Source organism: Ligilactobacillus salivarius (genome assembly GCF_035231985.1).
Lineage (GTDB): Bacteria > Bacillota > Bacilli > Lactobacillales > Lactobacillaceae > Ligilactobacillus > Ligilactobacillus salivarius.
The window spans coordinates 1,021,592-1,046,165 of record NZ_CP117983.1 but is presented as its reverse complement, the minus strand read 5'-3'; the positions used below and the strand labels follow the sequence as shown (position 1 = coordinate 1,046,165).

Sequence of the window (24,574 nt, the reverse complement as noted above, 5' to 3'; positions counted from 1 at the left end):
TATTGTAACTAATTACATAAGAATATGGTAATATATTATGTAGAGGGTAATATATTTTATTTTACTAGGAGGCAGAGTTTTGTCTTTAAAAGTCTTCCTAGAGCTTGTTGAGATCAAAGCTAAAACGGCAAGTATTTTACCATTTTTGATAGGAATTTGTTTTAGTTATTACTACTATAACTCAGTACACTTAGGTCTATCGGTGATATTTTTTGTTGCGATGCTTTTGTTTAATATGGCAGTTGACGCATTAGATAATTATAATGATTATCACCATGCAGTTGATAAACTAGAATATAAGCGTAAGACAAATATCATTGGAAGAGAAAATATCTCTCCTAAATTGGTATTTGTAATTTTAGCAATTATGACAGTAATTGCTGCAATTATGGGACTATATCTAGTATATGTAACTGGCTTGCCATTGCTTTGGATGGGAATGTTTTGTTTTGCTGTAGGAATTTTCTATTCCTCAGGTCCACGTCCTTTATCTAGTTTACCTTTAGGAGAATTTTTCTCCGGTATTACAATGGGTTTTGTAATAAGCTTAATCTGTGTTTATCTTAATTCATACCAAATATTTTCATGGCATTGGGAGAATCTAGCTAAGGTATTTTTGATTTCTTTACCAAATATTTTATGGATCTCTAATCTAATGTTAGCTAATAATATTTGTGATTATGACGAGGATGAAAGAAATAATCGACATACAATTGTTCATTTTATTGGTGTGAAAAATGCTTTATTTGCATTTAGCTTGAAGAATGTTTTAGCATTTGCTGCAATTATTCTATCTTTTTATCTCAAGCTAGCACCGTGGACGAGTTTGTTAGCTTTGTTGGCAATACCATTTGTATATAAACAAGATAGGATGTTGATGAAAGAACAAGTTAAATCCAAAACATTTAAGTGTGCAGTTAAGATTTTAGCTTTTGGTTCATTTATACAAGTTCTAACCTATTCTATTGGATTATTATTTTTGTAGGAGGTTTTAAACCATGAAAGAAGTTTTAGTTTTAGGTGCTGGCTATGCAGGCTTAAAAGCAGTTAGAAATCTTCAAAAAGAAGTAGGGGACAACGCTCATATTACTTTAGTTGATATGAATGATTATCATTATGAAGCTACAGAATTGCACGAAGTTGCTGCAGGTTCTGTAGACAAGAGCAAGATTACATATCCAATTAAAGATGTTTTGAATAACAAGGTTAAATTTATTCAAGATGAAGTAGTTAAAGTAGATGCTGATAAGAAGACTGTTGAATTGAAGAATTCAGGTCAATTACGCTATGACTACTGTGTATTAGCTTTAGGTTTTGTATCTGAAACATTTGGCATTAAAGGTGCTTTAGATAATGCTTTACAAATGACAGATATTGACCAAGCTGTTGCTATTCATGAACACATCGTTGAAACTATGAAGAAGTATCGTGAAACACAAGACAAGGAATACTTGAACATTGTTGTTTGTGGTGCTGGTTTCACAGGTATCGAATTAGCAGGTGCTTTAGTTGATGAACGTCCAAAATATGCTAAGCTTGCAGGTGTAGACGAATCTGAAATTTCTATCACAATTGTTGAAGCTGCAACTAAGTTATTACCAATGTTTAGTGAAAATCTTGCAAACTACGGTGTATCATTAGTTAAGAGTTTAGGTGTTAAGATCATGACGGGTTGCATGATTAAAGAAATCCAAGATGGTCGTGTAATGTACGCAACACAAGATAACGAAGAACTTCAAGCAGTTCCAGGTAAGACAATTATTTGGACAACTGGTGTTAGTGGTAGTCCCGTTATGGGTGAATCTGGTTTCAAGGAACGTCGTGGTCGTGTAATTGTTAATGATAACTTACTTGATCCAGATCATGATGATTTATACATCATTGGTGACGTATCTGCTCTTATGGATAAGGCAACAGATCGTCCATACCCAACAACAGCTCAAATTGCTACACGTATGGGTGCTTATGTTGGACATGCAATTGCTCAACGTTTGAAGGGTGACGTTCCAGAACCATTTAGTTACAACTCCTTAGGTACAGTTGCTTCTGTTGGTAACACACATGCCTTTGGTCTTGTAGGTAAGAAAGAATACAAAGGTTTCCCAGCTTCATTCGTCAAGAAGATGATTATGAACAAATCATTAGCTGATATTGGTGGGGCAAAAGAATTATTTGCTAAAGGTCGTTTCGACTTATATCACTAGAATTAATGACAAGAGAGCTATCTCGCTTAGGTGAGGTGGCTCTTTTTTATGGGCTATCCCTTGACTATGAAACCTATTTCCGCTACATTAAAATAGTTGCACTTTAAGAGAAAGGGCGAAAGTATGGAAAATAAAATAAAAAGATCTTGGCAACCCAAGAAAACACCAATTCAAAAGGAAATTTTAGCAGGGATTACAGGATTCTTTGCAATCTCTTATATTATTATTGTTAATCCGATAATTTTAACTGATGCAGGAATTCCAGCTAATTTAAGTGTCTTTGCAACAATTTTTTCTTCATTTATAGGTTCATTAATAATGGGTATTTGGGCTGATGCGCCAATTATCATTACTCCAGGAATGGGGGTTAATGCATTTTTTACCTATACTTTAGTTGTAGGGATGGATTTAACTTGGGAACAAGCTGTTGCGATCTCAATAATTAGTAGCTTTTTATACATGGTAATAGCGTTTACTCCAATTAGTGAGTATTTAGCACAAAAGATACCACAAAATTTAAAGATAGGGATAACAGCTGGAATTGGAATGTTCCTAGTAGTTTTAGGATTAGAAAAAGCTGGCATTGTTAAGTCAGGTGGCAGTCGATCTTTACTAGCTATGGGTAACTTATTAGCACCTGAAGTTATTCTATCCTTATTAGGAATAATGTTAACTTTGATCTTATTTTTACGTAGAGTTCCAGGTGATTTTATAATAGGAATAATTGTGATTAGTATTTTAGGGAATATCATCGGAGTGAAGGGCTCGAACGTACCTAATATTAGATTGACCGAGATTAGTAAGTACAGTGAAATTGTTGCTCAAGGTGATTTTAGTCAGCTATTTACGTTAAAATTTTTAATAGCAATCTTTTCTATGACAATGATCTTAGTTTTTGAATCGATGGGGATTTTAGAAGGGTTACTGCCAGTTAAATCACAGTTCAAAAAGGCATTTCAAGCAAGTTCAATTGCAGCTTTTCTTTCAGGATTTTTAGGAACTAGTCCAACAGTAGCAGCAGCTGAAAGTGCTTCTGGTATTCAAAGTGGTGGTCGTAGAGGGGCAATGGCAATTACTTCAGGGTTATTGTTTTTAGCAGCAATTTTCTTGATTCCATTATTATCATTTATACCTGAATCAGCGATTGCACCAGTAATAATTATTACAGGAGCCATTATGATGCAACAATTAAGATTTGTAAAATTTGCAGATTTTAGTGAATGGTTTCCAACATTCTTAATTTTAGTTTTAATTCCTTTAACTAGTTCGATATCAACAGGTCTAGCTTTTGGATTCATCGTGTATCCGATCTGTAAATTAGTAGTAGGAAATTATAAAGATGTTTCTAAAGTCATGTATGTTTTAAGTTTCTTATTTTTGATTCAACTTATTTGTGAATCTATCATAGGACAGTAGATTAGCGTTTGCGTGAGTACGCAGACGCTTTTTTTATAGAAAAATATAAATTTTAGATGATATAAAAATAGTATTTTTATCATAATTAACATTATAAAATATCAGAAAATTTACGGATATACGTAAATTTATTTCGATTACTTACTTTAATAACATAAATAATTTATAATGATATTATTATATAATGTTTAGAAAAATTGGTAAAAATACTAGGAAATAATTAGTAATGCTTATTAAAATGGTTATTATATCGCTAAAAAATGATGATTGACAATTAAAGAAAATATTTATATTATCTAATAGTATGAATAATAATTTTAGAGTGAAAGATAATTTATTTTAGTATTTAGGTGGTGAACGCCCTTGTATAAGATGATTATTTTGTCATTAGTTATGCCTTTGATGATAGTTAGCCTATTATACAGTCAATGGACTTTTTATAAAAGTTATATTGAGGAACGTTTAAGTAAGGTTCAAAGTTATGTTGCTGTATTACTAATCTTTGGCTTATATCAATTCTTTATTATAGAATTTTGTCACTCCACAATTGATGGCTTGTATTATCAATATTCAATGGCAATTTTGAGCTTCTATTTATCAAATTACATGCGTGAAAAGTATTTAGGATATGTAATGTTAGCACTTGCGCCATTATTTGATAATTTCTTTCTATATACTATCAACGATATTCCTGCGGCAGCGATGTTCAATTTTGCTTGGGAAGGTGCACTACTAATCATTGTATGTGAAATCTTCATTAGAATTGAAGCACTACCATTGATCTACCGATGTACATTAGAATTCCTAATTGTTAACCAAATTCCACCATTGGTTTATTTTGTGTTACCTGGTAAATATCATGCGATGAGTGCAACATATTTTACATTTGCGTCAATAATAGATGTAACTTTAGGGACGTTGTTAATGTTTGCTGTGGCAAATGTTTACGTTAACTTCTTAACTAAGCAATATGAAGAATTGAGAATGGCAAGATATGATGTATCTCATGATGGATTAACAAACTTGTTAAATTATGATTCATTTCATAGTCATATGAATGAATTATCACAAAAAAGTAGTAAACATCAAATAATATGCATCTTGGATATTGATGATTTCAAAAAGATTAATGATACTTATGGTCATCTTGAGGGTAATGATGTATTAGTTTATTTTACTAAACGTTTATTTGCTGAAGTTAAGGCTCATTTCGGCGAGTTAGCTTCAGTATATCGTTTTGGTGGAGAAGAATTTTGTATTTCTGTACATGGAGTAACAGTTGAAGATTGTCTAGAGATGACAGATAAACTAGCTGAAGAATTACGAACTAAAGATTATGTAACAGCAACCGGTGATAAAATTACAGTCACATTTTCTGGAGGAATTGCCCTAGGATGTGATAAGAAAGATATCAGAACTGTTTTAAGAGAGGCCGATAAAGCACTCTATTACAGTAAACGACATAAAAAGGGGAGTGTAACCTGTGCTAAAGATTTGGAAAAGAAGTCTACTGATACTGATATGCCTCTTAGCTACTAATTTTCCAAATTTAGTTAAGGCAGATACAGTTACTTCTAGTGATGCACTGGTTCATTTCATAGATAATAAGCTAACAGGAAAATATGGAATATATACTAATTATTTAGCAAAAACAGGCAATGATGATACTTTAGCAACAGGTCATCAATATTTAAGTGAATCATCTGGATATTATCTGCAATATTTAGCTGAAACAAAGCAAAATAAAAAGTTTAGAGCATTTTATGCGTTAACGAAGAAAACTTTTTATCGTCAAGGAGTATTCTTATATCGTTTTGATGCCAAACATCCAGATAAATATCAAGTTAATGCAACAGTGGATGATTTGCGTATTATATCCGCACTAATGACTTATGATAAAGTTAATCACACAAAAAAGTATCAGTCTGAAGTTAAAGATCTATACAAGAAATTAAGTATAAGAGTGAAACAAGCAGGCTTATTGACTGATATGTATAGTCTTGATAGTAAGACACATAATCAGTTGGTTACTTTGTGCTACCAAGATTTATCTGTTTTGAAGAAATTAGATTCAAGGAGTTATCACAAAGCTTTACGAGTAGTGGAAGAGGGTAAAATTAGTCATGAAGTGCCATTATATTATCAAAGTTATAACTTAAAGGATAAAAAATATGCTAAAGATAAGTTGGTAACTCCTCAGCTTTTAATAACATTTTTACATTTAGCTGAGGTAGATAAGTTACCTAAAGATAGTTTGAATTGGGTAAAACAAAAAGTAGACACACAAACTTTATACAATGCTTATTCTGTTACAGGAAAGGCAGAAGATAAGTCTACTTCAGCAGCTAATTATGCAATTGCGATGATGATAGGGAATACAGTTCATGATGACCAATTGTATGATGCTGCAAAAAAAGTTTTACTATCGATGCAAGTTACAGATAAGAAATCTGAAATTTACGGAAGTTTTGGAGATAGTAAGACTAAACAGGTATATTCATTTAATGAATTAAATGCTTTAGTAGCATTAAATCAATAGGAATGTGAGCAATGATAGAAAAATTTAGGAAAAATATTTCTCCGCCCCTATTAGCCTGTGTTTTAGCAGCAGTGATAGTGGGGTATTTGTTATTTGTATCTCCAATTAATGGATATGCAGATAACGGGGATTTTGCCAGGGTAATTTATATCAATGGAATCTACCCATTAGATACGAAGAATTACCAGTATACAACTTATTTAACGCAACATTATGGTTTATTTAAATACTACAATGAACATATTGCGATGTTGTTTTCTTCGCAAGGTATTTTTGTAAAAACAGCAGTATTATTAAATAAGTTATTCTACAGCAAAACAGTGTTTGATATTAGGTTTATGGGATTAGTTTATTACGTCTTTTATTTAGGGGCAATTTACTTACTAACTCTAGCTGTGACAAACTCAAACAAGCAAAAAAATGTAGATTATGTAATAGCGTTAATTGTAGTTTTTATGTTTGCTGATTCATCGCTGACATTATATTTTAACTCTTTTTTCGCTGAACCAGTTATGATAATAGCAATGATGTATATTACAGCTTCCTTATTATTACTGATGAAAAAACATTTTGCTCGTAGTTGGTATATGCTAGCAGTGTATTTTTTAGCATCATTAGCATTGGTAACTGTTAAACAGCAAAATGCACCATTAGCATTGAGTTTAGTTATGGTTACGATCGGAATTTATTTTGTATATAGAAACAAGCTTTCTAGATTACTAATTCCGATTTCTTGTTTAATCTTGCTGGGATCAGGGATTGCGACTTATGTAATGATTACAGATCAATTCAGTAATATTAATAGTTACCAATCAATGACTCGAGGGGTAATGTTAAAAGAACAAGATCCTGGTAATTCTCTAGAAAAAGGTGGAATATCTCGTCAATATGGATTGTTGAAAGGAGATATTTATACTCAGACTTATGCCGCAACATCTATTAAATCCAAAAACATAACCAAGGACTTTATTCCAAAATATAATTTTGCTTGGATTTTGAAATATTATCTAACACATGAACAACAATTTAATGAAATGTTAGACGTAGCTGCACGCGATGGCTACCTGGTACAAATTAAAGCGGTCGGTGATTTTACTAAAAAATCTGGTGCAAAGCCGCATCAACAAGTACAATACTTTACTTTATATGGAGCGATGATGAAAGCTTTCTTTCCTAAAAAGTTTGCTTTCTATATGACATTATGTGTAGTTTTAGTTGCTTTATATATAGTAATTTTTGTTATTAGCGTAAAAAGTAATGAAATGGAATCTGCAATTAAAGTTTTTATGGTAATTGGATATACAACAATGGTAATAGGGACCTTTATTACAGCGGTTGTTGGTGACGGTGATGCTGATTTAGCCAAGCATTTATTGATGGTACCTTTATCATTAAACTTAATTTTCTTGCAGATAATTTCAGATGTCTTACATCATAATTTTTGGCATCCTTCGAGGGAGGGTGAATATTGAAAAGATATTTATTATTAATTTGTTTGTCAATCCTCAGCATCTTGAGTATACATATTCCAGTACAGGCGGATGATAACCGACCAGTTTTGTTAGTGTATGATAGTGAAAATGTCTATTATAACGGTTCTAAAAAAATCGATTCTGTGCAAAGAATGTTAACGGCAGACGGATTAAAGATAAAAACATTTATGTTAGAAAATTACCGAAGTGGAGAATTGAGCGACAACAAATATCGGGGAGTAGTAACTCTGATTAATTGGCAGGAAGCTGATTTAAGTAATGATAGCTTTACACATGATAGAGCTAAATTCTCAGGTACTAAATTGCATATTGGGCCTAATTTACAAGATGATGAATTAGAAGGCTTACATGCAAAAAAAGGTATGATTATTAGGCAGCAGTTAACACTGTCAGATGATGGAATAACAGAACAGATGCCATATACTAATCGAATGGAATATTTGGTAGACGTTGCTGGTAGTGACAAATATGGTGTTTTGAATACGCAAAATGTAGGGAATCAAAAAACTTTACCATATGGGGTCAAAGTAGATAGTAATGCCTTCCTACCATTTTGGAATACTAGTGGTTTAGCAGTTAATTGTGAAGAGAAATTAATTGCTGATTTGTTTAATACGAAGACAGATAGTAGGCCATTATTAGTAATTAATAATGTTACACCAACAAGTAATCTAGAATATCTTGATAAGTTAGTTGATGATTTATATCGTAATAATATTCCTTTTGCAGTCAGTGCAACTAATGTCGAAGGTAATACCAATCAATTTGCTTATAAGAAATATATGTATTCTTTAAGAATGATTGAATTGAAAAATGGAATTATTTTTATGCGAGTACCATATTTATATTCCTATACTGGCAAAGAAATTAATGCGCAGAATTTAAAGGCAACAATGAGTGAACGTCTGCAATTAATGGTAAGAAGTGGTGTTTATCCAACTGGTTTATCTACGCCTAATCATTGGAATCAGGATGCAGTTTTAGGAAAAGTCGGATTAAAATCAGCTTCTAATGTTTTGCTACTGCCAGATCCTAAAACATATCCAAAAGTTAAGCAAACGGATTATAGTCAAGAATTTGATAAGGCATATTATGTAATGTCTTTAAAAGATTTGGATAAGGCTAAAACGACGGTATCTTTGACTAAAGCAAATAATTTAAATTACACTTTACCGACAGCCTTGAATATAAAAATGCCACGAACATTGTCGGAATTACGTAAGGTTGAGAAGAGTGTCTCGAGATCAGAATTAAATTGGGAAAATCCAGCTGCAGAAGATAATTCAAGAGAAATGAATTTTGCAAAAATGAAGTTGGAATACCATGCTGGAACGTATTTTGTTAATGGTAATGAACAAAATATTAGTGATACTGCTCCAGTTCAAAAGAAACATAAACACAAAGAATACCAAGAAACTGGTTTGAATTTGATCTTATCTTATCAAGGTAAATTCTTAACAGTCTTCATTTTAGTAACTTTGATAGGCTTTGTCTTACTTATTTATAAAGGTCGCAAAGTTTATTGGGATAAATTTAAAAGAAAGTAGGAAAGTAGTTGTCATTACTTGATATATTATTATTTATCAGTATTTTTTCAATTTGGACAATTTTAGCGGTTAATGTTGTCTTGATTTTTGCTGGTTATATGAATTATTTAACAATGAAAGTTCATGATAAATTACCAGCAGATGCACCATTTGTAACAATTATGGTTCCTGCACATAATGAAGGTATTGTAATTGTTAGAACGGTAAAATCATTGCTAGCATTGGATTATCCTCAAGATAAATATGAAATTATTGTAATTAATGATAATTCATCTGACAATTCAGCCGAGCTTTTAGCACAGGTGCAAAGTAAGTATCCCAACCGAAATCTTAAAATTATCAATACTGATAATATAACTGGGGGAAAAGGAAAGTCTAATGCTTTAAATATTGGCTTAAAAGAGGCCAAAGGATCTATTATCGCAGTTTATGATGCTGATAATACTCCTGAAAAACAGGCATTACGTATTTTAGTATCTGAATTATTAGCTGATGATAAAGCTGGAGCAGTAATTGGAAAATTCAGAACACGTAATAAGAATGCTAGCTTATTAACACGATTTATTAATATTGAGACTTTGTCATTTCAATGGATGGCACAAGCAGGTAGAAAAAAACTATTTAATTTATGTACAATACCAGGAACTAATTTTGTTATTCGTCGTAGTTTACTGGAGAAAATTGGTGGTTGGGACGTAAAAGCCCTAGCTGAAGATACAGAAATAAGTTTTAGAACTTATTTAATGGGTTATCACATTAATTTTCAACCGGCAGCTGTTACCTGGGAACAAGAGCCACAAACTTTTGTGGTTTGGTTTAGACAAAGAACGAGATGGGTTAAAGGTAATATTTATGTGATTTTAAAAAATTTGAAATTACTATTTAATCCTAAGAGTAAGGCTATTCGCTTTGATTTGATATACTTTTTATCAATTTATTTTCTATTAATGACATCTTTAGTTATTTCAGATACGGTTTTTATTTTATCAGTATCCGGATTAGTTCATACATCAATTAATGGTTTTAGTAATTGGTTATGGTTCTTTGCGGTTATCTTATTTGTATTAGGAACTTTTATAACTATTACAACAGAAAAGGGTGAGATGACGCTCCAAAATTTATTGATCATTGTTTTGATGTATCTAGTCTATAGTCAAATGTGGTTAATAGTAGCCTTTTATGGCATGATCATGTATGTTCAAGAACAAATTTTTCATAAAAAAGCTAAATGGTATAAAACACAGAGGTATGAATAGAATGAAGAAAAAATTATTCATTACGATTTTATCAATGTTAGTTTTGATAATTTCGTGGTGTACACAAGTTAAGGCAGATGACATGAAGAGTTATACGCAACCATTTCAAAATTCAACACAAACTCTTTCAGGAAAATCTGTATCAGATAATACATATTTTACAAAAATTGATTACTGGGATGTTAAGAAAGCAACTTTAAACTTGAGTTACCAAGTTTCACAAATTGCTGATGATCAAACATCTGACATTACAGTATCAATTAATGGGGTTAAATTTTACTCATTTAGACCTGAAATAAAAGATGGTGTTCAAACTAAGCAAATTGATATTCCTCTAAACTTAATTAAAGGGGCAAATAATCTTAAAATTTACGGACAAATTTTAAATAAGTCTGACAAATCAACGGTTAGTGTACAGACACCTGCTAATTGGTTAACAATTTATGAAGAGTCAAATGTTAACTTCCAATATAATTTAAAGCAACCAGATTATTATTTGAAGTCTTTCTATAATCATTTTTCAGGGGCAGATACTATTTCATTTGGACAATCTGTTATTGCAGTTCCTCAACAACCTAGTGATGCTGAATTGTCAGCTGCAACTTATGCTTTAACAGGGGTAACTAGAACAATCGCAACAGATACAGACAAGGTTAGAATCTTGCCATACAATGATGGTAGAGTTAAGGACGCGGATTATCGCGTTATTATCGCTAAATATGATAATTTACCTAAGAATTATAAGAGTAAATTCTCGGTAGATAAATTGAAAAATCGTGGTTGTTTAAGATTAGTGTATAGTAAGAATAAATACACATTGATAATAACAGCTTTAGATGATGAAATGTTGCAAAAAGCAACTCGTTTTATAGCTAATACAGAATTGATGACAGAAACTAAAAAGCCAGTTAAGTATGTGAGCTCTAAGACAGCAACTTATATGTCAAGCTTACATTACGATGGCAGTTACCAATTGACTAATCAAGGAGCAACTTTAACTGGAAGTGGACATCACGAAGAAACATTCTTTGTTGCTTTACCAGCTAGTCAAAGCAACTCCTATGGTAGTAAGGTAAAATTGAGTTTGAAGTATTCAAAGAACTTGAATTTTAACAACTCTTTAGCAACTGTATATATCAATAACTGCAACATTGGCAGCTATAAGTTAACTAAAGATAATGCTGATAATGATGAGCTAACCTTCAATATTCCTAATAATATGAAAATAGGTAGTGGTTTTTCTGTCAGAGTAGCTTTTGATTTAGAACCAAGTCAAATTACTAAGTCAGATAATAGTGAAACACCTTGGGCAGCAATCAATACTAACTCAAAGATTTTTGTTAAGTCTATTGAAAAGAACGACATCCTATTTTCAAATTATCCAAGTTTATTCATCAGAAACAATACTTATAGTAACTTAGCAGTTGTTAAGCCTAGAAAGATGACAACAAATGATTTTGAAGCATTATCTAATATTTTCAATTTGATTGGTATCTATGCTAAGAGTAATACTGGAAAAATTGAATTCTATAGTCAACAACCTGATGATGAAACATTAAAGAACAGTAATGTAATCGTATTGGGAACACCTAGTCAAAATTCTATGATTAAGAACTTAAATGACAAACTTTATTTCCAATATAATAAAAAATATACAAGCTTTATCTCTAATGAAAAATTGAGTATCGAATATGATTATGGTAAGACAATGGGTACAGCTCAATTATTGCGCTCGCCTTACAATGATAAGAGAGGTATGTTAGTTGTAACAGGTATCACATCTAAAGACGTTTATCTAGCTTCAACTCAAATTAATTACCAAAAGACAATTGTTGAACATGGTGGCGATGCAATTGTAGTTGATAATGATAATAATATTTATAATTATCGTTTCAAGAAGAAAGCTGATTTAGATAAGAAGGTATCTTTGAAACAAACAATTCACAAGAATACCAAGTTGATCATTTACTTAGTAATTGCTTTAATCTTTGTTGCTTTGCTAGCTGCAGCAATCTTTATGGTTCTATGGAAAAATAATCTGTTAAGAAAGGATAAAAATAATGAGAAGAAATGAGAATTATAGTTTAAATACTGATATTTATATTATCTTGTTGTTAGTTTGTTCAATCATGACAGCTATTTTCGTTGGAATTTCATCTAATTTGATGATTTTGAATTGTATTTTCTTAGCAATTACTTGTTTCTTAGTATTGATTACTTATTTTCTCGGCCTATTAGCTGGATTAATCTTTAATTTACTGTTTGTCTTTATTCAGGGAAGTTATGTTTTATATGCAGATGTGGTCTTAGGAAAAGAACTAGATTTATGGTTAATTGTTTGGATTTTCTTACCATTGATTTGGTCATTATTAGTAAGCTTTATGACACGAAATCTTCAAAAACTACAAGAAGAAAATCTAAGTCTTAGAGAAAGTAATGCACGTAATCTGGGATATAATAGTGAAACAGACTTGCGTACCATGAGATCTTATCGTCAAGACGCAGAAGTATTTATTGAAACTCATAAACGTTTTGATATTCCTGTTTCAACGGGAATAATTTCAATTCGTTACTTCCATCAAATTATGAATATTTTAACTGAAGAACAACAACATCATTTGATCAAAAGATTATCAGATATTTTATCTGAGAGTTTTAGAAATAATGACATTGTTTACAGTATTGATGGTGTAGGTGGTGTACCTCAATGGGGAGTTCTATTATTCGCGGATTATGATGGAGCGATGGTAGCGATGGATAGAATTAAGCAAAGAGTAACTACTTTACTGCGTGAAGATAAGGAATTAGGAAAGTATGATATTCAAATATCTATTGGAGTTGTTGAATACAATGAAGATAAGATAAAGAGTGTCAGCCAATTTATTGACTCTGCTCAGCATGTACTTCAATACGATGTTTAGTTATATAAGTTGAATTGTATATTGAAATTATTTACATAATGATAATATAAGTATATAATTTAGATAGTGGGATTAGATTTGACTAGAGGGGGGAGATGGAATGAATTCTACTTTAAAGATAGCGCCGGATAATCTAACTTTAGCATTTCAACCTATAGTCAGAATAGTTAGTGAAGATACATTTGAAATATCTGATTACGAGGTATTGTTGCGGTCGAAGGACAAAAAGAGTTTCCCTGCTGCAATATTTGAAAAGATTGTAAATAATGAAAGTTGTAATCAAATGTTTTGGGAATGGTTTGCTTCTGAAATAAAGAAAGTTTTAACAGACAAAAAAGTTAGAGTAGATATAAATATTGACCCACATCAATTTTTGTATCAATCAACCTGGGATTTTTTGGATAAAATGGTTGAGTACAACCAACAAATTACAATTGAAATTACAGAGCGTGTATCGCAAGAATTAAACTTGAAAAAGGGTTTAATTGATACAGTTAAGCATGTAAAAGATTTAGGCTATCGTGTAGCTTTAGATGATATTAGTTCTGGACAATATAGTTTTAAAGTTGTTCAAGAAAATATTAAAGATATTGATAGGGTTAAGTTATCCTTGTTGATTTTTAATGACGATAGCACAGACTCAAAGACGAAAAATCTCTTCATTATGTCTTGGATAAATTTTGCTAAGACCAATAATGTTGAGTTGGTAATTGAAGGTATTGAGGATAATATCGCAGCTAAAGAGATGTTGTGCCACAATATCAAGTTGCAACAAGGATTTTTCTGGCAAGTACCTCAAGATTATATAAGTCCCAAAGAAGTACATAGTTTTAAAGAATTTGAATAAGTAGCAGAAGAAACTAGAAAATAGTTTCTAAATGAAAATATAAGTTCGACCCTTAATTTTGTGAATGCAAGATTGAGAGTCGAATTTTTTTATTTTTGTAATGTATGTATATGGTAACTAATGGTAGGCAGCAAATATCGATCCTAGTATTAACTTTTTAAAATAAAGCTGGTATTCTTAGAATAGATTAATAATTGGATTAGGAGAAAGTTTATGAAGAATATTTATGTTGTTGGAGCTGCGCTAATAGAAGATGGTAAATTATTAGTTACTAAGAGAAATAGTGATCGTATATTAGGAGACTTATGGGAATTTCCTGGTGGCAAAATTGAACAAGGTGAGCTACCGCAAGAAAGTCTTAAGCGTGAGTTAAAAGAAGAGTTTAATGATGAGATTATTGTAGGAGAAAAAGTTACCGAAACAGCAAGCTATGAATATGAATTTGGAACAGTACATTTGACAGTTTATTATGCTAAATTTTTGTCAAAGAATTTCGATTTAATTGCCCATAGTGAGGTAAAATGGATTGATCCGGCAGAAGTTTCAAAATTAACTTGGGCTCCAGCAGATATTCCTGCTGCTAAAGTAATAAGTAAAACAAATTTAAATGGGGTAAAATTCGATGCAGTCGACTAACCAAAAAATAAAGAATGCAATTTTGAATTCTTTTTTGGACAAAAATACATTTGAACAAAATGATGAATATGCTGCCAAATTAATTGCTAATACCAAAGATGAAACAATGTATAATCGTATCTTGGATGAAGTTCAACATTGTAAATCTTTTACATTTGCGGTGGCTTTTATTGAGAGTGGTATTCTTAATTCTTTAAAGACAGTTTTGAAAGATCTGAATGTTCAAGGAAGAATATTGACATCTACATATCTATACTTTAATAAACCTCAGATGTTTAGAGAATTATTAAAGCTACCAAATGTTGAAATAAGAGTCTATGAACAGAATCATGGTAAATTTCATGCGAAAGGCTATCTATTTCAACATGAAGGTTATCAGTCTGCGCTAGTGGGAAGTTCTAATTTTACTGCTGGTGCTTTAAAAGTAAATAAGGAATGGAATTTACTTTTTACTTCTCATAATAACGGAAAACTCACAGAAGACATAGCTTCAGAAATAGAGGAACAATGGAAAGGAGCTAGCAAATTATCTCCTGAGTGGATTGATGAGTATGAGAAAAAATACAAGATTCAAAATAAACCTGCGATAAAAGTTGTTTCTCAATCGGTAGATGAAGATAACAGTAATTACTCTATAATTAAACCAAATAAGATGCAAAAAGAGGCATTGAAAAATCTACAAAAATTAAGGCTTTTGAGAGAAACAAAGGGTTTAATTATCTCTGCAACAGGGACTGGTAAAACATATTTAGCTGCTTTAGATGTGAAAAATTATAATCCTAAGCGTTTTTTATTTGTAGCTCATAGAGAACAAATACTAAAGAAGTCCTTAGATAGTTTCCATAAAGTATTAGGTGGAGATAAGAAAACAAACTATGGAATATTATCTGGAAATACTAAAAATACTGATGCAAAATATTTATTTGCAACTGTCCAAACTTTGAGTAAAGCTGAAAATTTGAATCAGTTTAAAAGAGATGAATTTGATTATATTTTAATTGATGAAGCTCACCATGTTGGAAGTAAAATATATGGGAAATTACTAGACTATTTTACTCCAGATTTCTTGTTAGGAATGACAGCCACACCTGAACGAAGTGATGATAAGAATATTTATGAATTATTTGACTATAATGTTCCTTATGAGATTAGATTACAAGAAGCATTGGAAGAAGAAATGTTAGTACCTTTCCACTATATAGGTGTATCTGATTATACATACAATGGCGAAGTTATTGATGATAATACTAATTTGAAATATCTGGTTAGTGAAGAACGAGTAAAATATGTCATGGAACAAAGCAAGTATTATGGCTATGATGGCGATGTACTCCATGGCTTAGTTTTTGTTAGCAGAAAAGAAGAAGCAGATGAAATTGCTAAGTTATTAACCAAAAATGGATATCCATCACAAATGTTAAGTGGTGAAGATAGTCAAGAACAACGTGAACAAGCTATTGAAAAACTAAAAAATGGAGAATTAACATATCTAGTTACAGTAGATATTTTTAATGAAGGGATAGATATTCCTTTTATAAATCAGGTAATTATGATGAGAAAAACAGAATCTGTAATAGTATTTGTTCAACAATTAGGTCGAGGTTTAAGAAAAGCTCAAGGAAAAGAATATTTAACGGTTATAGATTTCATTGGTAACTACAAGAATAATTATTTGATACCAGTAGCGCTGACAGGTGACCAATCTAGGACACGTGAAGGCATTAGAGAACACGTTGAAACTGGACAAATAGAAGGTTTATCGACAATTAATTTTGAATTAGTCGCGAAAAAACGAATTTTGAAACAGTTGAGAGGAAAGAAAAATCTCTTTACTTTAGAAATAAAAAAAGATTATCAAGAATTAAAGAGACGTTTGAATAAAATACCATTGATAACTGATTTTATAAAGAATAACATGGTTGCTTCACAAGCTATTTTGTCTATTTTGAATAAAAAAGGTAATTATAATGATTTTCTTCTTAAGGTTGATAAGGACGCTGCTTATTCATGGGAAAATGATTATTTAGATAAGACCCTTACTTTTATTACATCAGAATTTTTAAGTGGAAAAAGAATACACGAATTATTGTTATTGCAAAAACTTTTAGACAATGGTGTGAGTTCTAGATCAGAGTTGGAAAAACTAGTAGTTGATAATGGAAGTTATTGCAATGATGATGTATTGGATAGTGTGGAAAGAATTCTAACTCTAGAGTATTACAAACCTAAAAGTTATGATGAGAAGAACGATAAAGAGAAAAATAAAACAGAATTCGCTAAATTAGGTGGGCAAGCATTAATTGAAATCAGTAATAATAAAGAATATCGTTTCAATAAAGAAATCTCTAAATCATTGGAAAATAATCATGGCTTTAAAAATCTCTTTGTAGATGTTATCAAGGCTGGGTTATTAAATGCTCGTAAATATGATAAGGAAAATATCTTTACGATAGAAAAAAGATACACTAGATCAGACGTCAATAGATTATTGAATTGGCAGAGAAAAATACCAGCTCAAAGTATAGGGGGATATTTCATTGAAAATGGGTATTGTCCAATCTTTGTAACTTATGTGAAGAGTAATGATATAGATGATTCTATTAAGTATGAAGATAGATTTATATCTAATAGCAAAATTCATTGTTATACAAAAAATGGAAGGAAATTAGGACAAGGTGAAACATTAAAGATGTTTGCTGGAGTTAGTGAAGGGAACCCCAAATTAACATATTTACTTTTCGTAAAGAGATCAGATGCTGAAGATGATGATGCGTTTGTTTACTTAGGAACAGGTAAAGTAACAGTTGATTCTCTGAAACAAGAATATAGAGAAATAGATAAAAAAGGTAAGTTAGTAAATACACCAATTGTTTCGTATGATCTTAAGTTAGACATACCAGTATCACTTGCAAGATACAGAATGTTAACGGAAAGAAGTAATGAGTAAACAAAGAAAAAATATAGAAGAATTTAGTTGCTAATGAATAAAATTTACAAGCAAATTTTTTATGAGCATATGGGTTAAGGTTTATGAAGGATTTGAAATATATGAGCAAAAAATCTTTATCCAATTTTATTCATGAAATTATAATTTAGTACCTCATAATTGTTAGGTAAAACTGACAGTTATGAGGTATTTTTTATTGTGAAAATGAATTTTGAGCAATGAAATGAGTACGCTTTTTGCAGTTTCTAAGTCGCAAATAGCGGAACATTTAGATGTAAGATTCGTTATATTTAAAGTGGTTAGAAGATATAAGTCAGGAGGAAATTAGTATGCCAATTACATATAATGAAAAAAGCAGAGAGTTTCACTTGTATAATAACAAAATTAGTTATCTAATTAAAATTTTAGCTAATGAACAGTTAGGACAATTGTATTTTGGAAAGCGTATTCCTAACAGAGAAAATCATGACTATTTAGTAGAGAATACATATCGCCCAGTTACTTCCTATGTTTTTGATGATGACTATTCATTTTCATTAGGAAACGTAAAACAAGAATATCCAGCTTATGGTACGACAGATCAACGACGTCCAGCACTTGATATAAAACAACCTAATGGCAGTCGAATTACTGATTTTAAATATGTTTCTCATAAAATTTATGCTGGAAAGAGAAAATTAACGGGGTTGCCAGCAACTTATGTAGAAAATGAAAGTGAAGCAACTACACTTGAAATAAATTTGTATGATGAATTAATTAAAGTTACATTGTGCTTACAATATACTATTTTTGAAAATAGTGCTGCAATTGCTAGAAGTGTGAAGTTTAGTAATGATAGCGATCAGAAATATCAATTAAAAACAGCACTAAGTTTAAATTTAGATTTGCCCGATGCTAATTATGAATGGTTACAATTTTCAGGTGCTTGGGGTCGAGAAAGACACTTACATAAGACACCTTTACGTCCAGGAATTCAAGCAATAAATAGTGCTAGAGGTGCTTCAAGTCATATGCAGAATCCTTTTGTTATCCTAAAAAGACCATTTACGACAGAAGAACAAGGTGAAGCTTTAGGGGTTAGTTTTGTATATAGTGGTAACTTTTTAGCCCAAGCAGAAGTAGATGAATATTCAGTAACTCGTTTACAAATTGGAATAGATCCATTCCAGTTCAGTTGGTGTTTAAAGCCAAATGAAACATTCCAAACACCAGAAGCAATTTTAGCTTATACTAGCGAAGGATTAAACCAACTTAGCCAGACTTTCCAAAAATTGTATACGACGAGGTTAGCTCGAGGATATTGGAGAGATAAAGAACGTCCAATTTTGATTAATAATTGGGAAGCTACTTATTTTGATTTTACTGAAGAAAAGCTATTATCAATCGCAAAGAAAGCAAAAGAATTGGGAATTGAATTATTTGTATTAGATGATGGTTGGTTTGGAGAGAGAACAAAAGAAACAGCAGGTTTAGGTGATTGGTACGTTAATCGAAATCGATTAAAAAATGGAATTTCAGGTTTATCAAGGAAAATTCATGACTTGGGAATGATGTTTGGTTTATGGCTTGAGCCGGAAATGGTCAATAAAGATAGTGATCTCTATCGAAAACACCCAGACTACATTATTGAAACACCTAAACGACACGCTTCACATGGTAGAAAACAATACGTTTTAGATTTTTCAAGGAAAGAAGTAGTTGATAATATTTATGAGCAGTTAGTTAAGATTTTAGATGAAGATGAAATAGATTATATTAAATGGGATATGAATCGTAATATTACTGAATGTTATTCAATAGCTTATCCTCCAGAACAACAAGGAGAAATCATACATCGCTACATTTTAGGTGTCTATAATTTATATGAACGTTTAATTGAACGCTATCCCAAAATTCTATTTGAATCTTGTGCAAGTGGTGGTGGGAGATTTGATGCTGGAATGTTATATTATGCTCCACAAGCTTGGACGAGTGATGATAGCGATGCAATTGAGCGTTTGAAAATTCAGTATGGAACGAGTTTTGGATATCCGCAAAGTATGATGGGAGCACATGTTTCAGCTTCACCTAATGAACAACTCGGACGAAATACACCATTGAAGATAAGGGGAGATGTTGCCTTCTTTGGAGCTTTTGGATATGAACTTGATTTAGATAAATTAAGTTCAACAGAGTTAGCAAGTATTAAGAAACAAATCGAACTTATGAAAAAATATCGTAGTATATTCCAATATGGCACTTTTTATCGCTTAAAGAGTCCTTTTGAAGGAAATATTGTATCTTGGATGGTTGTATCTGAAGATAAATCACAAGCAATAGTGGGATACTATAAGATTTTAAATGATGTAAATTGTGAATACAGACGATTATACTTGCCAGGATTAGAAGCAGATACTCTATATAATGTCCAAGAAGAATTAGGTTCATACTTAGGTAATTTTACTGGTGACGAGTTAGCTAATATAGGTTTGGTTACAACAGATGCCTCTGCTGGTCAAAATCAAGAAACAACTGATTTTTATAGTAAACTATTTATTTTAGAAAGGTGTGGGGAATTAAGTGACTAGACTGACAAAAAAACGCATAATGGCAATATCTGGAATAACTTTATGTGGTTGTTCTGTGGGAATTTTACAAGATTCATCTTTAGGCTTGGATCCATTTAGTTGCTTTGTTACGGGAATTGCCAATATTTTTGGCAGTAGTTATGGAACTTTATTACTTAATAGTAACTTCTATTTTATTGCTTGTTGTAATCTTCTTAAAAAGAAATTATCTTGGCTACACCACACTGGCTAATCTACTGTTAACAGGAATAATAGCTGACTATGCATTAGCTTTTTTGAATGGTTTTGTAAAAGCTCCAACATATTTAATTCGAATTATACTATTACTGTCAGGGTTAGGATTAATGTGTTTAGCAGCTTCGCTATATTTTACAGCAGCATTAGGTGTATCAGCATATGACGCAATTGCTTTAATATTTGCAGATAAATATAGATCACTACCTTTTAAATATCATAGAATTATAACAGATGGTTTTTGCGTAACAATAGGTTTAATTTTTGGGGCTACTGTAGGAATAGGAATCTTAATTACAGCTTTCTTTATGGGACCTATGATTCAGTGGTTTAATAATCATGTTTCTGAGCCACTGTTAAGATAGTAAAAAAGAGTTTCTAGCATTAATGAAAATCATAATGTTAGAAGCTCTTTTTGTTGTAGTCTAAAGTCACTAGGTGTTAAACCATAGGTAGCTTTAAAAGTTCTTGCCAGGGAGTCAACTCGCTGGTAGCCACATCTTTGAGAAATTTCAAGCAAAGAAAGATTTGTTGATTCAATTAAATGTCGTGCTTGTGTAATTTTATAATTTTTCAAATAGGTTTGAAGGGTCATTCCTGTTACTTTCTTAAATCTCTTACCCAGATAACTTCTATCTAGTCCGATCATTTGTGCCAATGAAGCAGCTGAGATGTTAGGAAAGTTTTTATTGACTAAAGAAATAGCTTTCTCAACATAAACATCAGAAATAGAAGAGGTTGACTCACGAGATATAATTGTAGCATTGGAAATAATACTCAAAAATTCCAGCAAATAACTAAGATTGAGTAATTTCTTTGTTGTTGAATTAACTGACTTTAATAACAATAAATTAACTAACTCAATTAAACGTTTGGGATCATTTAAACTGAAGATTGGTTCACGTTGATTTAGTGGAATTTGCTGCATAAGTTGATCAGCAAAATTACCAGAAAAGCCAATCCACACATAAGACCAAGGTGTATTTTTATCGGCAATATAGGTCGTTTCTTGTCCTGGTTCAATTAGAAAACCTTGTCCAGCATGTAATTTGTAGATTGATTGATCAGTTTTAAATGTTCCAGAACCAGCTAAGATATAGTGGATAAGGTAATATGGTCTAACTGCTGGTCCATACTTATGTCCACTCAATGTATCTGAGCGTCCTACATTTGCTAGTTGTAATTGATCACTTGGAACTGAAATAAAGTTTAATGAAACTGCTTTTTCCATTTAATCACCACGATTAATCATAGCATAAAATAATAAAAAAGACCGAGAAAATTCTCAGTCTAGTTTAAAGCATTAAACAAAATATACTTGTTTAGCTGCGATATATTTCAAAATTTCTTTTAGCTCAGCTTCAGTTGGATAAGCAAAATTTTTCGTGAAATCAATCTTACCATCTTTTGTTAATAATGGAGAACTAATGACTAGATCTGCAGAAGTATACGGTTGAAATTCACGTTGGATTAAAATTTTATCCATTGTAGAAGAAGAACTTTCCTTAAAGTCAAGTTGTTTGAAATAAGAAATTAACTCAGCATAGCCAGGTAGCCACTTAATTTGATAATCTAGACGATGTGCTAAATCGTCAATTTTTACCAATTGTTCAGGATCAAAAGGAGTCATTTCCAAATAAATTTGAGTACTATCTGCTTGTTCTAAAGTTTTCTCAATATTTTTTAACTGGCCAGTTTTAGAGAGATAATTATCACTATCATCGCGATCTTGATAACCTAAAATCAAGTAGTCTAATTTTTGTTGAGAAAAGAACTTTTTCCAAGCTTTAATACGTTTTTTGTGGATTCCATGAATATCAAATTTAGCAACATAGCCTAATTTTTGATGATCATGTTCCAAATAGAGAGCTATTGATCCCCATAAACCATCATCGTTATTGAGTGCAGTAATTTTCAAATCAGCAACGGGCACAGCGAATCCATAAGGAAGAACCTTTAGATCTAAATTTAAATTAGCTATTAGTTCAAATTTAGTTAATTTTTGTAATAGTAAAAATAAATTTTGAGATACAAATGTTTTTGCGGGTAAAGTTGCTTGCTGCAAATAAGCTAAGTTATCAGCTGATAAGTAACTAATAATTACAAATTTCTCTTTAGGACTATCAACATTAATATAATTGTTGAAAAAGATAATTGTTTCATCAGTTTCAACAAATTTGTTTTCAAAATTATATTCCATAGTATGACCTCATTAAAGATTGACATCAACTTTAAATGATAATGGAGATAGGGCGGTTGAAGCTGTAATTAGTTTAGCTATCAACTCATTATATTTATCAAGACCAATTTGTTGGCAAGCAATACTTTCTGTTGTCAGATAATCTCTTAGTTCTTGACCAGAAAGCGTAAGAGCTTTAGCGTCAATTTCATGAACTTTATTGTTAAGTAAGATTGCAACTTCTTTTTGAGTATCTTTTAGCATTTTGCCAAATTCTTTGTAATGTGCATCAACTAGGACGCCAGCTAATTTATATACCCAATAAGCAGATTTGTCATCATAAGTTTCACTACCAACTTTGTATGCAGGGTGGACATCAGTAGTTGCAGGATAGAATGGAATATAAGAACTTTGAGCAGTTACACCCATTGCTAACCATTGAATACCACGTACATCAACAGGCATACCACTTCTGATTTGTAGAATATGTGATTCTTGAGTGGCAGCCAAACTAATAGGACGGAACTTATGACCATCAGCATTATCATTGTTTAATGGATCATATGGTGTATTTTGGTAGTGAGAACCTAATACATAGGCAATATCATCTAAATGGAGTAAACGATTAGCTTTACGGATGAAAGGTAATTCTTCACTCATTGGATCTTGATCATTATCACCAGAAAGGTATTTTTGACCGTACCATACACGAGGAGTGCTATAAATTTCATCGCTATATTCATGTGTACCAAAGACATTACGGAAGTTAAAATTATCAAAATCAACTTCAAAATGATTTTGGTATACAAATTGTACAATACCCTTGGAATACATGAAATTATCAGGATCGTCAAGATCGACTTTTTGGATAGCTAATTGATTAGCTACTACTGCATAGCAATCATCTGGAATACGTTGTGCAACCCAATGATGACCACTACCACTTTCAAAGTACCAAACTTCATCTTCATCAGAGAAGAGGACACCGTTTGTTTCACTAGTACCATATTTTTCAATAATGCTTCCTAGACGTGCAACACCTTCACGTGCAGACTTAATATATGGAAGAACAACGGTCACCATTGCTTCTTCACTAATACCATTTTCAACGAGTGGATCAGCACCAAGTACACGTGGATTGGAGTAGGCACTTTCAGTAGCACTCATTGCTACACCATATTCATTAATTCCATCTTCTTCGAATAAACCAAACTTATCAGTCCATTCAGGAGTAGCAGAGTATCTAAATCTAACCTTAGGAAGTGGCATTGTAAACTTGTTATCGTTTGATACAAAAACTTGCTCTTCTTCGAATTCTTTATGCTCATGAACAGTAAGATGTTTAGGCCAAGCAGTTTTAGCATCTTCATTACGAGCGATGATAGTTGAATTGTCGGCCATTGCTTTTTTCCCAACTAAAATACTAGTACAAGCAGATAATTTTTTTTGAATTTTCACAATTTTCGCCCCTTGTATAAATATTATTACTGTATTAATTCTAACATATCGCAAGAATGGATAAAAATAATTTGAAAAGTAATAGCTTTTTTGATTTAATTAAGTTAGTTAATTAAGAAAAGAGGGACTATTATGCCATTAGTACATATTGAATTAATTGAAGGTCGTTCAGAAGAACAATTAAAGAACTTAGTAAAAGATGTTACAGATGCAGTTACTAAGAATACAGGTGCTCCAGCAGAACACGTACATGTTGTTTTAAGTGAAATGAAGAAGAATCGTTACAGTGTTGCTGGTGTATTAAAGAGTGAAGAAAAATAATTAATAATT

Annotated in this window: 19 protein-coding genes; 16 read left to right on the top strand and 3 right to left on the bottom strand. The window is 31.5% G+C overall.

Annotated elements, in window-relative coordinates:
• Window positions 1–79 precede the first annotated feature (79 nt).
• The 15 genes from PTA89_RS05250 (at window position 80) to PTA89_RS05180 (ending at window position 20,972) form a co-directional block, all read left to right on the top strand.
• Window positions 80–985 (top strand): prenyltransferase, encoded by a 906-nt coding sequence (locus PTA89_RS05250; RefSeq protein WP_324177030.1) that lies wholly within the window; start codon window positions 80–82, stop codon window positions 983–985.
• A 13-nt stretch (window positions 986–998) separates the two neighbouring features.
• Window positions 999–2,204 (top strand): NAD(P)/FAD-dependent oxidoreductase, encoded by a 1,206-nt coding sequence (locus tag PTA89_RS05245; protein WP_289526312.1) that lies wholly within the window; start codon window positions 999–1,001, stop codon window positions 2,202–2,204.
• A gap of 123 nt (window positions 2,205–2,327) precedes the next feature.
• Window positions 2,328–3,620, top strand: a complete 1,293-nt coding sequence (locus PTA89_RS05240; RefSeq protein ID WP_201897606.1) for an NCS2 family permease — start codon at window positions 2,328–2,330, stop codon at window positions 3,618–3,620.
• A 372-nt stretch (window positions 3,621–3,992) separates the two neighbouring features.
• Entirely contained in the window at window positions 3,993–5,159 is a 1,167-nt protein-coding gene (locus tag PTA89_RS05235; protein ID WP_227412246.1) for a GGDEF domain-containing protein, read from the top strand.
• The gene (locus tag PTA89_RS05230) at window positions 5,104–6,159 is read left to right on the top strand and encodes a glycoside hydrolase family 8 (RefSeq protein ID WP_193524406.1); all 1,056 of its coding nucleotides are present in this window, start codon (window positions 5,104–5,106) and stop codon (window positions 6,157–6,159) included. The genes PTA89_RS05235 and PTA89_RS05230 overlap by 56 nt, the downstream gene beginning before the upstream one ends.
• Before the next feature lie 11 nt (window positions 6,160–6,170).
• Window positions 6,171–7,631 carry a glycan biosynthesis hexose transferase WsfD gene (gene wsfD / locus PTA89_RS05225; protein WP_193524405.1) on the top strand — a complete coding sequence of 487 codons (1,461 nt, stop codon included), beginning with the start codon at window positions 6,171–6,173 and terminating at the stop codon, window positions 7,629–7,631.
• On the top strand, window positions 7,628–9,199 hold the full coding sequence (locus tag PTA89_RS05220) for a polysaccharide deacetylase family protein (protein WP_227412243.1): 1,572 nt from the start codon (window positions 7,628–7,630) through the stop codon (window positions 9,197–9,199). The genes wsfD and PTA89_RS05220 overlap by 4 nt, the downstream gene beginning before the upstream one ends.
• Before the next feature lie 8 nt (window positions 9,200–9,207).
• Window positions 9,208–10,455 (top strand): glycosyltransferase family 2 protein, encoded by a 1,248-nt coding sequence (locus tag PTA89_RS05215; protein WP_324177029.1) that lies wholly within the window; start codon window positions 9,208–9,210, stop codon window positions 10,453–10,455.
• Window position 10,456: 1 nt separating this feature from the next.
• On the top strand, window positions 10,457–12,529 hold the full coding sequence (locus PTA89_RS05210) for a cellulose biosynthesis cyclic di-GMP-binding regulatory protein BcsB (protein ID WP_324177028.1): 2,073 nt from the start codon (window positions 10,457–10,459) through the stop codon (window positions 12,527–12,529).
• On the top strand, window positions 12,516–13,376 hold the full coding sequence (locus PTA89_RS05205; protein WP_081559667.1) for a GGDEF domain-containing protein: 861 nt from the start codon (window positions 12,516–12,518) through the stop codon (window positions 13,374–13,376). The genes PTA89_RS05210 and PTA89_RS05205 overlap by 14 nt, the downstream gene beginning before the upstream one ends.
• 100 nt (window positions 13,377–13,476) lie before the next feature.
• Complete coding sequence (locus PTA89_RS05200; RefSeq protein ID WP_324177027.1) at window positions 13,477–14,223, top strand: EAL domain-containing protein; 747 nt, start codon at window positions 13,477–13,479, stop codon at window positions 14,221–14,223.
• A gap of 213 nt (window positions 14,224–14,436) precedes the next feature.
• Window positions 14,437–14,859, top strand: coding sequence for a (deoxy)nucleoside triphosphate pyrophosphohydrolase (locus PTA89_RS05195; RefSeq protein ID WP_003700413.1), 423 nt, complete (start codon window positions 14,437–14,439; stop codon window positions 14,857–14,859).
• Window positions 14,846–17,806 (top strand): DEAD/DEAH box helicase, encoded by a 2,961-nt coding sequence (locus PTA89_RS05190; RefSeq protein ID WP_324177026.1) that lies wholly within the window; start codon window positions 14,846–14,848, stop codon window positions 17,804–17,806. Before PTA89_RS05195 ends, PTA89_RS05190 begins: the two co-directional genes overlap by 14 nt.
• A gap of 329 nt (window positions 17,807–18,135) precedes the next feature.
• Window positions 18,136–20,373 (top strand): alpha-galactosidase, encoded by a 2,238-nt coding sequence (locus tag PTA89_RS05185; RefSeq protein ID WP_324177025.1) that lies wholly within the window; start codon window positions 18,136–18,138, stop codon window positions 20,371–20,373.
• A 140-nt stretch (window positions 20,374–20,513) separates the two neighbouring features.
• Window positions 20,514–20,972: a YczE/YyaS/YitT family protein gene (locus PTA89_RS05180; protein WP_456152078.1), complete on the top strand. Its 459-nt coding sequence runs from the start codon at window positions 20,514–20,516 to the stop codon at window positions 20,970–20,972.
• Window positions 20,973–21,001: 29 nt separating this feature from the next.
• Here the strand turns inward: PTA89_RS05180 and PTA89_RS05175 are convergent, their stop codons facing one another.
• The 3 genes from PTA89_RS05175 to PTA89_RS05165 all read right to left on the bottom strand — a co-directional run bounded on the left by PTA89_RS05175 (window position 21,002) and on the right by PTA89_RS05165 (window position 24,244).
• On the bottom strand, window positions 21,002–21,838 hold the full coding sequence (locus tag PTA89_RS05175; RefSeq protein ID WP_324177024.1) for an AraC family transcriptional regulator: 837 nt from the start codon (window positions 21,836–21,838) through the stop codon (window positions 21,002–21,004).
• Window positions 21,839–21,910: 72 nt separating this feature from the next.
• The gene (locus PTA89_RS05170; RefSeq protein ID WP_324177023.1) at window positions 21,911–22,807 is read right to left on the bottom strand and encodes a hypothetical protein; all 897 of its coding nucleotides are present in this window, start codon (window positions 22,805–22,807) and stop codon (window positions 21,911–21,913) included.
• A gap of 12 nt (window positions 22,808–22,819) precedes the next feature.
• Window positions 22,820–24,244, bottom strand: a complete 1,425-nt coding sequence (locus PTA89_RS05165; RefSeq protein WP_324177022.1) for a C69 family dipeptidase — start codon at window positions 24,242–24,244, stop codon at window positions 22,820–22,822.
• A 129-nt stretch (window positions 24,245–24,373) separates the two neighbouring features.
• Between PTA89_RS05165 and PTA89_RS05160 the strand changes: the two genes are divergently transcribed.
• Window positions 24,374–24,565, top strand: coding sequence for a 2-hydroxymuconate tautomerase (locus PTA89_RS05160; protein ID WP_255320015.1), 192 nt, complete (start codon window positions 24,374–24,376; stop codon window positions 24,563–24,565).
• The last annotated feature ends 9 nt before the right edge of the window (window positions 24,566–24,574 follow it).

Coding starts and splice junctions, on each gene's coding strand:
- PTA89_RS05245 (WP_289526312.1), top strand. CDS start 999: ATGAAAGAAGTTTTAGTTTTAGGTGCTGGCTATGCAGGCTTAAAAGCA.
- PTA89_RS05240 (WP_201897606.1), top strand. CDS start 2,328: ATGGAAAATAAAATAAAAAGATCTTGGCAACCCAAGAAAACACCAATT.
- PTA89_RS05235 (WP_227412246.1), top strand. CDS start 3,993: ATGATTATTTTGTCATTAGTTATGCCTTTGATGATAGTTAGCCTATTA.
- wsfD (WP_193524405.1), top strand. CDS start 6,171: ATGATAGAAAAATTTAGGAAAAATATTTCTCCGCCCCTATTAGCCTGT.
- PTA89_RS05210 (WP_324177028.1), top strand. CDS start 10,457: ATGAAGAAAAAATTATTCATTACGATTTTATCAATGTTAGTTTTGATA.
- PTA89_RS05205 (WP_081559667.1), top strand. CDS start 12,516: ATGAGAAGAAATGAGAATTATAGTTTAAATACTGATATTTATATTATC.
- PTA89_RS05200 (WP_324177027.1), top strand. CDS start 13,477: ATGAATTCTACTTTAAAGATAGCGCCGGATAATCTAACTTTAGCATTT.
- PTA89_RS05195 (WP_003700413.1), top strand. CDS start 14,437: ATGAAGAATATTTATGTTGTTGGAGCTGCGCTAATAGAAGATGGTAAA.
- PTA89_RS05190 (WP_324177026.1), top strand. CDS start 14,846: ATGCAGTCGACTAACCAAAAAATAAAGAATGCAATTTTGAATTCTTTT.
- PTA89_RS05185 (WP_324177025.1), top strand. CDS start 18,136: ATGCCAATTACATATAATGAAAAAAGCAGAGAGTTTCACTTGTATAAT.
- PTA89_RS05180 (WP_456152078.1), top strand. CDS start 20,514: ATGGAACTTTATTACTTAATAGTAACTTCTATTTTATTGCTTGTTGTA.
- PTA89_RS05175 (WP_324177024.1), bottom strand. CDS start 21,838: ATGGAAAAAGCAGTTTCATTAAACTTTATTTCAGTTCCAAGTGATCAA.
- PTA89_RS05170 (WP_324177023.1), bottom strand. CDS start 22,807: ATGGAATATAATTTTGAAAACAAATTTGTTGAAACTGATGAAACAATT.